Below are 13,783 nucleotides of genomic sequence, written 5' to 3' on the forward strand. Positions count from 1 at the left end.
AATTCACGCTCGCACGCATAATTCACCGACGCACGCTGAATTTCATCGGCCAAAACCGCCACCGCCGGGCGTTTCCATTCGCAACCGATCGCCCGCCTCGATCGACAACGAAACGCAACCCGGCAGTACGGTCTCCTGCGTTCCCCGAATCAACGTCTGTCGCCCCGACTTGCCCGGTTGCCCACCTTGCATTCCATAGGGAGCAGTCGTGCGGCGAGACGTCATCAACGAAAGTGTCAACGGTTTCAGAAATTCCATCTCACGTATCATACCATCGCCGCCACGACGGCGTCCCCCACCACCACTGCCCCGTCGAACCGCAAACGTTCGCAACCGAACCGGCAAACGTGACTCCAAAACCTCAGGGTCGGTAATCCGAGTATTCGTCATATGCGTGTGAACGGCGTCAGCCCCGTCGCTCGATTCCGTGGCCCCGGCCCCACCGCCGATCGTTTCGTAGTAACCGAACGTTTCATCGCCGAGCAACAGATTGTTCATCGTCCCCTGCGACGCGGCGGCGACACCGAGTGCACCGAGCAAGACGTCGACAACGCGATTGGACGTCTCGACGTTACCCGCCACCACTGCCGGACAGAGACGCGGGTCATCGTTCCCAGGCGGGTCCAACAACCCCGACGGGATCACCAAATCGATTCGGCGCAACACACCATCACATAGCGGCAATTCATTCGGGGCCACACATCGCAATCCATACAAAACCGCAGCCGTGACGATCGAACGTGTCGCATTGAACCCGTGAGGATGCACGTCCCCCGAACCTGTAAAATCAATCGTCAGCCGCCGTGCAACCTGATCCGGACGCAGCGAGACCTTCACGATCGTCCCGTCGTCCAATTGGTCTTCGAACTCGCGGCGTTCCTCACCTAACGATTCGATCCACGTTGCCGTCGCCTCACCCGCCACGTGCATCAACCGCTGCAAGAGCGACGCCAATCGCCCCGGCGGTAATGACTCCGACAATGCGGCGATCGCTCGTGCTCCTTCTCGACCGGCCGCTTCTGCCGCAGCGATATCGGACATGTTTTCCTCGACGCTACGGGAAGGGTATTGCCCGGTCGACAACAACTCTCGCAACGAATCGTGGCAGGAAACGCCGCCCCGCGTCAGTGGCATGTTTCGAATCAACACACCTTCGTCGGCCAAACAGGTCGCCTCCGGAGCCATCGACCCGGGCACCATCCCGCCAATCTCTGCATGGTGGCAACGCGATGCGACGAAGTAATCACACGGCCAGCCCTCCGGACGCTGATTCGAATGACAAAACACGGGCGTGACCACCGTGACGTCGGGTAAATGAGAACCGCCCGAGAAAGGATCATTACTAATGAAACAATCACCGGGCTTCATTTCGGGAAACGACGCCGTGATACTGCGAACGGTGTGTCCCATCGCACCGAGATGCACGGGCACATGCGGCGCGTTCGCAACAAGAGAACCGTCTCCGAGAAACACCGCACAACTGTAGTCGCGACGTTCCTTCACATTCACGCTGACACTCGTCCGCCGGATCACTTCGCCCATTGCCTCCGCGATTCCCTGGACACGACGAGCGACCACTTCCATCTCAATCGCATCGTCCGCCTCGTGATCGGCATCGACCAACACGTTCACGGATGAGACGTGCTCGGCTGCAGCGCACCGAAGCTCGACGATGCCGTCGTCTCGTACCTCCGCTGCCCATCCGCTTTCGACATTCAGGATCGAGTGAGGAGACGCAATGATGGCTGGGCCCTTGATCGTCTCGCCACCCACCAAACTCTCACGATCGAAAACCGGAACCGCCTCAGCGTTCGCACCGACATTCGAACTGACACCATGCCTCTCCTTTTCGGCGCGGCGTCCCACCTCGTCACGTCGCTCGATGGACGATAGTTTCGACGACTGCGACTCCACATCATTATGAACGGGTTGCCGCACGGTCGCCTCACACCGCATCGACACGATCTCGATCGACATGCTCGGACGCTCGTATCCGAATGTGGACGCGTGCTTGGCGTCCATTCGTTCCGCAATTGTACCGGCCGGTTCGAGCGGCAACTCCATGGTCGACTGCGTTCCGACATATCGCAGGTCACACCAGACCGACACCCTCAATCGCTCGTCGTCGGTCCCCGTACCCGTAAACGACTCTTCCTTTTGGAGCATTCCAAGGCATTCGGCACGTAAGTGCGACGCCACCTCACGCATCCCCGCGACATGCTCGGGCAACACCGCACGTGGAGCCTCACCCGCGGCAATCGTTTGCTGCCACGCCCGCGTCACGATACGCCCGATCGCGGCGTGCCCGATGCCGACCGCAGACAAGATTCCAGATTGCGGATGATCCACCACGTGCGACATTCCGAGTGCTTCGGCCACACGACAAAGATGCCCACCCGCGGCACCTCCGAACCCGACCAACGCCATCTTGCGGACGTCGTTGCCCGCGGCGGTCGTCACCACACGAACCGCCTCAGCCATTTCCGTCACCGCGATTCGCAAAAATCCTTCTGCCAACTGCTCGGGCGATGTCGCAATCTCATCGGGCAACAAACTGCGGACCTTCTCCAACTCCCGACACGACGCCTCCGGATCCAACCGAAACGGGAACCGTTCGATCGGCAACCGCCCCAAGATTACATTGATGTCGGTAATCGTCAGTGGGCCACCCCTGCCATAACACGCCGGCCCGGGATCCGCCCCGGCGCTCTCTGGGCCTACGAACAACCGCCCATCCCGCACCCCACAGATCGAACCGCCACCGGCCGCGACGGTGTGAATGTCCATCATCGGCGTGAGCACGCGAATACCACCGATCTGACTCTCTTGTCGTCGACCGATCTCGCCGTCGAAACGGCTAACGTCGGTACTCGTCCCGCCCATGTCCAATCCGACCGCACCGGCAATTCCGAGCTTTTTGGCGATTTCAGCCAGCGCCACGACGCCCCCGGCCGGTCCCGATAAAACACTCTCCCGACCACGAAAGCCTCCCGACGCGACGAGGTTCCCACCGCTCGTCATCCAACGCAGCTTGCATTTCTCCGGTCCACCGAATTGTTCTTCGACACGGGCAACATAGTCTTCCAAAACCGGTTGCAAATACGCGTCAAGCGTCGTGGTTTCGGCACGCGGCACGATCCTCGGTAACGCCGCGACGAGAGTCGAACGCACCACACGTTCGAATCCGACATCACAAGCGATCCTCTCGGCGATCCGCTCGTGGGCGTCGTTCAAATACGAATGCATCAAACAAATCGCGACGACTTCGGGCCGGTTCGGTGCAGCGTGCAATTGTCGCAATCGTTCCCGAAGCCGCTCTTCATCAAACGCTGCGATCTCTTCGCCGTCCGCACCCAATCGGCCAGGCACCTCGATGATGTGTTCCGGCAGCGGTGCGGGTTTGACGATGTTTAGTGAAAAGAGATCCGGTCGATCCTGAGTCCCGATCGACAATAGATCGCCCAGTCCTTCGTTGATCAGTAATGCCGTACTCGCACCGCCTCGGGTCAACAACGCGTTCGTTCCACGGGTCGTCCCCAGCCGCACCTGCAGACTCGGCAACGGCTCCCGCAATCCCACCGGCACATTGAAACGACCGCTCAACAACAAACGGGTCGCCAAGACCGGCGCCTCCAAACCGGAGTCGAGTGTGAACCGAGTCGCCGGTTGCTCCCCGGAATGCCGCAGGTCATGTTCCCGCAAACCATGTTCCCGCAAACCATGTTCCCGCAAACCATGATCCCGGTCGAGCATCAACTTCACGTCGATGCCGTCGGTCGGCTCACGGTCGCTCTCGCGGGTCTCGTTCTTTTCGAGTTGGCAGCGTACGACCTCGCCCAGAATCGCGTTGCCCGCACCAGTCAATGTGGCGCCCACCCAAAATCCTTCGCGCACGAGCGAAACGGGCATCCGCACGATCATCTCACGTGACGACACGACCGCGAACAAATCCACCGACACCAAACCGCTGCTGAGCACCTTGAGGGTGTCTTGTTGGGGAGGGGTGCCGGGGTCGTGGCGAGTGACCAAACAATCAGTAAACGTGCCGCCAATATCTGCCCAAACTTCGATCATCATCCGTCGCAATCTGTAAGAGGCCACCGGTCGTGGTGGCGAGCCATCATCAATCGGAATGGAACAGGCTGAGAATCTCGTCCGTATCGTCGAGGTCGATCAATGCCACGATGATATCGCCCACCTTCAACACATCTTTCGCGGTCGGCACGCGAACGAAACCGTCACGCTGGATCGCGGCAATCAAACACCGCCCCGCGAGCGGCAGGTTGGCCAGCGACGCTTTCGTGATCGGTGAATCAGGCAGCACTTCGAGTTCATAGACACCGATCGAACCGTTGGGAAGTTTCGTTTGACTGATCACGGCACCCTCATTGAGGAAACCGAGAATTTGACGCGCGACGACGTCCCGCTCACTGACCGCCAAATCAATACCGAGCTTGCCGACCACGTTCGCGTAGTCAGGACGCCCAACGACGCACATCACGCGAGACGCACCGAGTTCACGTGCCTCCACGCCCGCCATAATGTTGCTCTCATCGTTACCCGTACAACCGACGAAATAGTCGACCGTGCCGCCCCCCTCGTCCTCGAGCACGCTGCGTCGGTTAGCGCTCGCCTGCACGATGGTCGCGTGTGGTAAGAGTTTCGACAATTGTTCACATCGATGCGCGTCGGTCTCGAGCAGCACGATGCGAAAATCCTCGCGGCCCAACAAACTGGCTAGGTGATACCCCGTTTCGCCACCGCCCGCGATCATGACCTTGGCTTTCTTGCGAGCCCGTTTTTCGCCACCGAATACTTTCCGCGCGACACTGATCGCGTCGGGCATTCCCACAAGGCTGACACGGTCGCCGACGTGCGTTTCGTCTGCACCGCTGGCGATCCACATCCGTCCCTCACGGGCGAGCGATCCGACACGCACACCCTGTGGGAGATCGAGTTCCATGAGCTTCTTGCCCGCAGCCGAGGAACCCGCCGACACATCCATCTCATAAACTTGTAACTGTCCACGAGCGAAGTGTTCTAAGGGAATCGCGTCCGGGTTCCGAATCGCTCGCGCCAACTCCGACGCCGACAACTGTTCCAGCGACAACAGACTGTCGATACCGAAATGCTGCTGATAGTCAAACGTCGCTAAATCGCGAAACGCTGGCGCGTAGACACGCGCGATCGAGCGACGCGCGCCCAACGCCTTCGCCATGCTGGCGGCAACAATGTTGACTTCATCGTTGCCCGTCACCGCGAGGCATAAATCCGCACTGAGAACATCAGCCGAAAACAGCACCGTGCTCTGGGAAGCATTTCCCTCAATCGCGCGAACGTCGAGTTCGCTGTTGATCGAACGAACGATCTCCGGATCGCTGTCGATCAAGGTGACGCTGTGCCGGCGACGACACAACATGTCCGCGATCCAGCGTCCGACCGTGCCGCCGCCGAGCGTAAGAATTCGCATCGGCCTATACCATCCAGTCCATGATCAACATCACCAAGAACACGATCCCCATGAACCCCGTGATCCAACGGGCCGTGTGCATGGCGTGCTTCAATATCAAGGTCATGTCTTCGTGCCGCGTCGCACCGAACACCAGCGAAATCGCGACGATCAGCGGCAGGTAATACAACAGGTATGTCGGAGAAATTGAGAGCATTTTGAATGGACAGGAAGGGAAGTTCGTGTTCGATACCGCAGCATCCTAGTGGAGCCACGGCCTACGGGGCAATGGACCCGCCTCGCCAAGAGTGATTGCATGTACACCAATCGATACCCTAGGATGTTCGTTGCGTTTGCCCCTCCATTCGCGTTGTCCCGTTCGGTTCCTTTTGTCGAGAAGCCGGTGGATTGCGTCGAGCCCCACATTTTGCAGAAGGTCCTGGCATGTCGATGAACATGATTGAAATTTTAAAAGGTCAACTCGGAGGCATGGTTGCCGGCCAGATCGCCAAGAAATTTGGCATCGATCCGGCAGTCCTGCAATCAGGAATCGGTGCCCTCTTACCGACGATTCTCGGCGGACTGCTCAAACAGGCGTCCACTCCCGAGGGAGCCCAATCGTTGGAAAAAACACTGGATTCACCCGAATTCGACGGCGGCCTGCTCGACAACATCGGCGATATGTTTTCCACCGGTAACGCGGCCTCGCCCGAGGGTGACGCCGGCGGCCTGATCGAAGGTCTGTTTGGAGCCAAAGCCGGCATGATCGCCGACATTGTCGGCAAAGTCAGCGGTATGAAATCCGGAACTGCCGGATCACTGATGGCCATGCTCGCACCGATCGTGATGAGCTTTCTGGGCAAACAAAAACGATCGCTCGGACTCGACAGCGGAGGACTCGCCAACCTGTTGATGAGCCAAAAAGACGAAATCGCGAAATCGTTACCCGGCGGCATGGCGGGCACACTCGGCCTCACCGACCTCGGCTTCGAAGACACCCCGGCGAACGTCCCCGCCAGCACTCCCGCGGCGCCGCCGAAGGCGACTCCACCTGCGACTCCATCCCCGTCGGGCGGCGGACTCATGTCAAAGTTGATTCCCGTTGTGATTCTGGGCGTTCTTGCATTTGTCGGTTTTAAAATGTTCAACCAACCCGCCGCTCCCACGGTGCCGGATGTGGACGCCGACGTGATCGATGCACTCGAAAACATCGACATGGGCTCCGCCCCGCAAGACACTCTGGGGCTCACCGGTGCGGACGCGACCGGCAAACTGTCCGAAATTTTCAGCGGCTACACCGAAACGTTGCAAAGCGTCGACGATGTCGAATCGGCGCAAACCGCGGTTCCCGAAATGCAATCGCTCAACGAGAAACTCGGCAGCATGACCTCCATGCTCGACCAACTTCCCGCCAGCGTTCGATCCACCGTGACCGACCAAATCGGCCCGATGATCGAACCGATCAAGGCCATGATCGACAAAGTTCTCGCGATCCCAGGTGTCGGACCAATCCTACAACCAATCGTCGACAATATGCTCGCAAAGGTGGGTACGCTCACGTCCTCGTAAGCCGCCAATGATCGACGTGGACCTAACGTCCCACGGTGCCCGTAGTCTTACGTCGCTGCATTGGAACGTCGTTGGGGAAGCAGGAATTTTCAATGAAGAGCGGTCGAGAAAACTTGACGCAGCCCATCCAACCCCCTATCACATGCCATCTTAACACTCCCCCCCCACTTCGCGAGCCAAATTATGTCGGCACTCACCTCGTCTACCTTCCTGGCTCGTCGTGGAATCGGCGGAATCATCAGCTGGTTCATCCGGATCGTCATCTATGACATCTGCATCACCGGCATCTCAGATGTCTTGGGCGTTTCGCGAATGGTGGCATTGTTTATCTTTCTCGGAATCCTCGGCGTGATCGCGTTCGTCGGTTACATGATGCGTAACAAGTACGCGACCGAAGCCGGCGACGATTTCTGATCCAGGCAGACAGCTCTCTCACCTACTGTCCGCCTCCCGCGACACCGCTTTCATGCAGTTCCAGGTTCAGCACTCTCCCGTTTTTTCTACGCTAGAAATATCGCTCGAACAGAACGAGTACGTCGTCGCACAGCCCAACAGCATGCTGACGATGACGGCGGGAATCAAAATCGCCGCTCATATCGGACGGCAGTCTCCGACTGATCCCCCGGAAAGCAGCCACGACTCGGTCGATCCGTTGGAATCGCACGACGGCGTGCGGCCGATTGCAAAACCGCCAAAGAAGCACTCGTGGTCCGGCGGCTTCAAAAGCCTTCTCGGTGGCGAGAGTTTCTTCACCGCAGAATTTCGCGCGAAATCCGATGGCGAACAGGTCGTGCTCGCGCCAGATAGCTATGGCGATATCGTCGTGCTCAATATTGAAGGCGACTCCGGCTACTACCTCACGCGAGGCTCTTACCTCGCCAACACTGGGCAAACCAATATCCGCACGACCTATGGTGGCCTGAAAGGATTGATGAGCCGGAAGGGCCTCTTCCTGATGCACGCCGCTGGCGTCGGACATGTTTTCTGCCAAAGTTATGGGTCCGTCGTTCACCGCGAACTCGCCGTTGATGAAACCATCTACGTGGACAACCGATTCATGGTCGCCTTTTCGGATACCGTGACGTACAAACTGGTTAAAGCCACCGAGAGCGTTCGCGATTCACTGATGTCCGGCGAAGGGCTGGTCAACCGGTACACCGGACCGGGGCACGTCTATTACCAAACACGCGGCAAACCGAGTGGTGGGTTCCTCAGTGTCCTGCTCGAAGCGGTCTTCTAACACTGCCCCGCATCGCGACTAACGACACTCGCATGAAAACCATGATTCCCGATCGAGCGGACTTACTCGAACAACTCCGCCGTGCTAACCAATCCGTCGTCGCCTGGGTGGCGATTCGTGTCGTCGCGATCGGCGCACTGGCCTCGATGATCCGATGGGACCAGGTCATCCAAGAACCGATCCTCTCGGCAACCGCCGGCCTCGTCATGGTCGGCCCTTTCGTGATGGCGTTGTTGATGATTTGGGGGCAAAAGAAAAAGCGATTGGAAGACATCAAAGAGACAACGCGGTTCGGTGATCTGGATAAATACAAACTGCAATCCTTGTTTCGCGAGACGCTGCAAAAACTTCGCTTGCCCGACGATCGTATTCCCGTCTTTGTCACCAACGACAAATCTCTCAACGCCAGTGCCGTCCGGCTCGGACGTTTGTTCGGCTCCCTCGATGGTATCTATCTCAACCGACAACTACTCCACAAACTCGATGGCGACGAAATCCAAGCCATCATGGGGCACGAACTTGGTCACTACTATCGGTTCTATCTCACCGGAGACCGGTTTCGTCTATTAACACTTGCTCTCGGCATCCTAATCGCGATCTTCGTCGTCCAGGCGATCGAGATCGAAGGCATGATCGGGTTCTTTGTCCTTTCGATCACTGCGTTCTTCTTCTGGCGTATCAGTGGGATGGGAATGCTCAAACACGGTAAAGCGATCGAGCATTTGTGTGACGATTTCGGGGCCCAGGTTAACGGCATCGAACCGTCGATCAGCGGACTCATCAAGAGCGGACTCGACGCCGAGCAAAGACAACTCCTCGAACTGGAATTGCTCGCGCGAACCGCCCAACATCAAACCTTGTCGCAGAAAGACGTCGCCGCCGCTGTTGAAAAAGCAACGCCTTTCGGCCACGTCGCCGATGACGAACTCTACGAATCCGTCCAGCAAGAATTGCGTGCCAAGGCAAAAGCCAATCAGCAAACGTCGCTCTCGGGATTCCTCAAATACATGTGGGAAGCCGAAGACGCTGACGACCCCGATTACCTCGAACAACTGCAACAGCAAGCCAAGTTGGTAAACCAAATGCAGCGTCTCGATTGGGAATCCCTGCTCGACGATCCGCGAGACGTTCGCTTCAACGAACGACAGATTGAAAAGCTGGTCGAGATGATCGAAGCGAATCCGAAACACGTTCTGTTTCGGCTTATCAATGTCGATGATGGAGTTCACCCACCGCTGCCCAACCGCATCCGATACATCTGGAAAAATCGCAACAGCGACTCATCGTTACTCGCGAACACCTATTGAGTGCCTGTCGAATGCGTCAACGGTTTCGAGATCAAGCAGGGCACAAGCAGACCATTCCCATACCGCGCCACCTGTCACCTGTCTGCCTCTACAACCATTCACTTTCTCAGCATTCTCCGCGACAAGGGCGCCCCGAAACCGCAACGATTCAGCCTAGAATCGATGTGCCGTTCTCGTTGCCATAAGGAAGCCCGATGTCCGAAGAAGAAAAAATCAATCCAGGTCACACACAAGTTCGAGGAGTGCTTCGCGTGGTGGGGCCGCTGATCCTGCTCGTCGGCATCCTGTTCACCATCGTGGGGCTGGGAAGTTTCTTTTCTTCGTTCGGCGGCTTTGAGCCACCTCGATACTTTTGGTGCGGTTTCGTCGGCTTGCCACTGATGTTTGTCGGCGCCGTGATGACCCAAGTTGCCTACGTCGGCGCCATCGCTCGCTATCATGCGGGAGAGATCGCCCCGGTCGGAAAAGACACGTTCAACTACATGGCCGAAGGGACCCAAGGCGGTGTGAAAACCATGGCCTCGGCATTGGCCGCGGGCCTTAGTGAAGGCATTAGTGGAGACAAAATCGGTTGTCCCCAGTGCGGCAATGCAAACGACCGTCAGGCAAAGTTCTGCGACGAGTGTGGGTCGTCCTTGTCCAAATCATGCAGCTCATGTGGGGAAGTTAACGACGGCGATGCGAAATTTTGCGACGGATGCGGCACCGCATTTTAGGCCCTTCATTCTGACTCGAAACCGGCAATGCTCTCGCGTTGATGCACAATCATCACGCCACAAGCTCAAAAACAAGCAACCAAATTCCGATCACAAATCGCGGTCTCTCGCGAACCCACGTTAAAAGAGCATGTCTCTTTTTGCATGGACGATTCAAATCTCATTGCCAAGTTCGAGAAACTCGGTGCACGCGCTACCATCCGGCCATTGATTGAAAACCGATGGCGTCTGGCTCCCGGTCCCATCGTCATTGACATCGGCCATGATCGCCGTGGTGAGTTCTTCGACATCCAAGCAACCGAGGACGCCGACGTCACCGTCATCGATGTCCAACCCCGCGAACGACATCTGTTGCTGATGGTACGGCAGTCAGCCGAGCGTGCGAACGATCCTGTTCGCAAGGATAAGTTTCTGTGCGGACATGATGAACGACATTGGTTTGTCGCCGGCGTTCCCGAAACGGCTCCCGTTAGTAACGTGATCACGGCAAAAGAATCGCTCAAACCAGAACTGGTTCGTGACCGCGAAAGTGGAAAGAAGGGCAAGCGAACCAAACGATTGCGACGCAAGACAGACACATTCGTTCGTCAAGGTGAATGGTTCTTTCTTCCCGCCGGCAACGTGCGGGTCAATGAGAAGCTTCTCCTCAGAAACGAACCGATCTCACGTGGCCTCGGCAGCAAACCGCACGTGTGTGAATTCCTGTATCGCGACGGAGGCACCACCGTGTACGTGTGTGGTCGACATCCCAGCGGACTGGATACGCAAGAGTACCGAAAACTACTCAAGAAAAACCCGCAAGCGAGCAAATGGAACTGGCGGGTCATGCGGCGCGATCCGGTTGTGTTTGTGCGTGGAAAAGTCTCCCACCCCGACCACGCCACCCTCCGCCTCGACGGCTGGCACCGAGTCGCGATGAACACGGAAAACCAATCCCGAGCCATGGCCGCCGTCGCATTCTTGGACTGACGCACCGACACTGCCGCACCACTCAAACTGCGTTTCGGAGCCCGAGGCTCATGGATGGAAATCAAGCCTTCCCTCGGCGCGTTGATTCGAAACCGCTGGGTTTCATCGGAATCGCTGCGGCGATCCATGAACCATCGCCATTGAGAATTTTCGACGGGCGGTGATCCACGCGGGCGATCACCAATCAACCGTCGGGTTGTTTAGCAAAGAATCTTCCCGGCACTGGTATTCGTCAGCACCCAAAAGAGAGCAAGAAGCGGATGGGGTGGGATTCGAACCCACGGTAGAGTTACCCCTACGCTAGTTTTCAAGACTAGAGCCTTCGTCCACTCGGCCACCCATCCGGCGAGCTGGGGGATTTTAGCAGGTGTGTTGGCGTTCGCCCACAGGCGGTTGAAATGAATCGCCACAGGTTTTTTGAGGATTAGGCAAAGTTTGCCGTCCGTGGTGCCGATAAAAGTAACGGGGGTGGAGGAGATGCGCGGTCATGCAACTGGCTTGAACCCGTGAAACTCGCACCAAACGTTCAGACGCTTATCGACACCGCATTCGCTCGGGCGACAGCCCATTTTGCGGCGGTCGGCTCTCGCGCCGCGCTGGCGGTCACGCTCGGGTTCTTCCTGGTCTTCTCGGCCGGTGGATGCTCTTTAGTTCCGGAAACCCGAACTCGCGATGTGTTGCACAACCCTTTCCCCCAGCTCAAACGAGTCGCGGTGCTGCCGTTTTTCAACCAGAGCGACCAACCCAATGTCGACGGTAACGAAGTCGCGCGGGCCTATTACGCGGCTCTGCAGGCGATCCCCGGTTTTGAAGTTTTACCCGTCGGCGTGACCGCGATGCAGTTACGGTCTTATGCGGCCCAGTATGGCGAGCCGCGAACCGGCGCCGAATTCCAACGACTCGCTCAAATGATGGACGTGGAGGCGATCGTCGTCGGATCGGTCACGGATTTCGATGCGTACTATCCACCACGAATGGGTTTGACCGTTCACTGGTACGCTGCCAACGAAGGGTTTCACGCGATTCCGCCTGGATACGGTTTGCCCTGGGGCACTGAAAGCGAAGACAAAATTCCCGCCCGAATTGCCAAGGAAGCAGAGTTCGAATTGGCCCGCAGTCAGCTAAAAACGCAGGAACCGCAATCCGTTCCGCTCGCTCAATCCACCGCGGCCCCGAACGCCCACTCCGTTCAACCGGGTGGTTCACCTGAAAACGCTGCCCCCTCAACGGCCAAACGGCCCGCGGCAACCGACCCTTGGGGCGAACCGGTGGTCAAGTCGAACATCTCGCGAACGCAATTCAATGAGACCGCCGCAGGTCAACAGATCGTGTTACCACCGGGCCGCCCCGCGTCCATCGCCACGAATCAAACGGGCAACTCCCAAATCGCCGACCCACAAAGCCCGCCCATGTCTCCGGGATCGGAATTTGAGTACGCCGAAATGGGGCCGCTCGATGGCGTCTATCGCGATGGCCCTTACGCCGATGGCGAGTGCGTTACCGACGGCGGCGTTTGGGTCGAAGGTGAGTTCGCCGCCTCCGCGCCGCTGCCCGCGAACTGGCCCGAGCCCACTGACCTGATCCCCGATCCACCGCAACCGGTACCGCCAATGATGATCCGGCAACATGATCCGGTTTTGACACATACGCGGCTGTATCGCGGTGACGACCCTTACTTTACGGCAAGACTCGCCGATTATGTCGAAACCGGCGACGATGCACGTGGGATGTCTTGGCAGGGTTATATCAAACGCAGCGAAGATTTCATTCGTTTCTGTTGTCACCTGCACATCGCGGAAATGTTGGAGTCTCGGGGCGGTCAGGACCCAAGCGACCTCATTCTTCGCTGGCCTGTGAGCCGATACTGAGCACACGTCGGAAGTGTTGCACGGGCCCAATCTCCCGAAACGGGCCAAACCGCGACGCAACACTCCTCCTCCGCCGCGTGACCCAACTCAGGACGAGAACAAAAGATGGAAAAGGAAGTCAACGTATTGGCACTCGTAAAAGGTGAAGAGAAGTTCATCTTTTTGTTTGACGATGAAAACCGCGACGAAACGCTCCGACAGCTCGCTCGCTTTGCCGCCAATCCCGACTTGGACTTTTCCTGGTACGACGCGGCGATGCTGTCTCGCAAGATCCGCGAAACCGTCATCACCGAATTCGACGAAATCTCCGCGAGCGAAGAATTTGACAGCATCTCGATTGATGACTTCGCTTAGAGCTTTTCCGTAAATGACGAAAGTTTGCTAAAGCGAGCGACGCTCGCCAGAACATGGTCTCCACGTCCGGCGACCGTGGCTGCAACAAAAATGGAATTGCTCTAGAGAGTCGATCTTCGCGATAGGACCACCGCGAGAACGAAAGGATCGAGTGCTGAGTCGCAAATAAATAAGGGGTTCAAGCCGCCACAAATATCGTCAAGACATTCGCGACGATCGTGAGACCTGCCGGAAATCTTAACGAATTACGCCCCCATGAATTTTGCGGTGACGAAGCATCCGCAACGATTGTTTTCAACGTCAGGAACCTG

11 protein-coding genes and 1 tRNA gene are annotated in these 13,783 nt (G+C 57.6%); 8 read left to right on the forward strand and 4 right to left on the reverse strand.

Translation table 11 applies throughout. From position 1 onward, the window contains the following. Window positions 1–42: 42 nt before the first annotated feature. From FHS27_RS10335 to FHS27_RS10345, 3 genes are read right to left on the reverse strand one after another with little or no spacing between them, the layout of a single operon-like run. Complete coding sequence (locus FHS27_RS10335) at window positions 43–4,077, reverse strand: hydantoinase B/oxoprolinase family protein (protein WP_184304856.1); 4,035 nt, start codon at window positions 4,075–4,077, stop codon at window positions 43–45. 46 nt (window positions 4,078–4,123) lie between these two features. After that, the gene (gene trkA, locus FHS27_RS10340; protein WP_009097775.1) at window positions 4,124–5,470 is read right to left on the reverse strand and encodes a Trk system potassium transporter TrkA; all 1,347 of its coding nucleotides are present in this window, start codon (window positions 5,468–5,470) and stop codon (window positions 4,124–4,126) included. Between the two features lie 4 nt (window positions 5,471–5,474). Then, on the reverse strand, window positions 5,475–5,666 hold the full coding sequence (locus FHS27_RS10345; RefSeq protein ID WP_009097777.1) for a hypothetical protein: 192 nt from the start codon (window positions 5,664–5,666) through the stop codon (window positions 5,475–5,477). 227 nt (window positions 5,667–5,893) lie between these two features. On the opposite strand from FHS27_RS10345, the gene FHS27_RS10350 reads away from it, so the two are divergent. The 6 genes from FHS27_RS10350 to FHS27_RS10375 all read left to right on the forward strand — a co-directional run bounded on the left by FHS27_RS10350 (window position 5,894) and on the right by FHS27_RS10375 (window position 11,250). Further along, on the forward strand, window positions 5,894–7,018 hold the full coding sequence (locus FHS27_RS10350) for a DUF937 domain-containing protein (protein ID WP_184304858.1): 1,125 nt from the start codon (window positions 5,894–5,896) through the stop codon (window positions 7,016–7,018). 183 nt (window positions 7,019–7,201) lie between these two features. After that, window positions 7,202–7,432, forward strand: a complete 231-nt coding sequence (locus FHS27_RS10355) for a hypothetical protein (protein WP_184304859.1) — start codon at window positions 7,202–7,204, stop codon at window positions 7,430–7,432. A 52-nt stretch (window positions 7,433–7,484) separates the two neighbouring features. After that, a complete protein-coding gene (locus FHS27_RS10360) occupies window positions 7,485–8,258 on the forward strand; it encodes a TIGR00266 family protein (protein ID WP_184304861.1) in 774 nt (257 codons plus the stop codon). A 32-nt stretch (window positions 8,259–8,290) separates the two neighbouring features. Beyond that, the gene (locus tag FHS27_RS10365) at window positions 8,291–9,565 is read left to right on the forward strand and encodes a M48 family metallopeptidase (protein WP_184304863.1); all 1,275 of its coding nucleotides are present in this window, start codon (window positions 8,291–8,293) and stop codon (window positions 9,563–9,565) included. Window positions 9,566–9,759: 194 nt separating this feature from the next. Further along, the gene (locus tag FHS27_RS10370) at window positions 9,760–10,281 is read left to right on the forward strand and encodes a zinc ribbon domain-containing protein (protein WP_184304865.1); all 522 of its coding nucleotides are present in this window, start codon (window positions 9,760–9,762) and stop codon (window positions 10,279–10,281) included. A gap of 144 nt (window positions 10,282–10,425) precedes the next feature. Next, window positions 10,426–11,250: a hypothetical protein gene (locus FHS27_RS10375; protein WP_184304867.1), complete on the forward strand. Its 825-nt coding sequence runs from the start codon at window positions 10,426–10,428 to the stop codon at window positions 11,248–11,250. A gap of 257 nt (window positions 11,251–11,507) precedes the next feature. Here the strand turns inward: FHS27_RS10375 and FHS27_RS10380 are convergent. Beyond that, window positions 11,508–11,594, reverse strand: a tRNA-Ser gene (locus FHS27_RS10380). Between the two features lie 252 nt (window positions 11,595–11,846). Here FHS27_RS10380 and FHS27_RS10385 point away from each other — a divergent pair. Continuing rightward, a complete protein-coding gene (locus tag FHS27_RS10385) occupies window positions 11,847–13,118 on the forward strand; it encodes a hypothetical protein (protein WP_246419509.1) in 1,272 nt (423 codons plus the stop codon). A 105-nt stretch (window positions 13,119–13,223) separates the two neighbouring features. Continuing rightward, window positions 13,224–13,472: a hypothetical protein gene (locus tag FHS27_RS10390; RefSeq protein ID WP_009104148.1), complete on the forward strand. Its 249-nt coding sequence runs from the start codon at window positions 13,224–13,226 to the stop codon at window positions 13,470–13,472. The last annotated feature ends 311 nt before the right edge of the window (window positions 13,473–13,783 follow it).

The sequence above is a fragment of the Aporhodopirellula rubra genome (assembly GCF_014192335.1).
GTDB classification, from domain to species: domain Bacteria; phylum Planctomycetota; class Planctomycetia; order Pirellulales; family Pirellulaceae; genus Rhodopirellula; species Rhodopirellula rubra.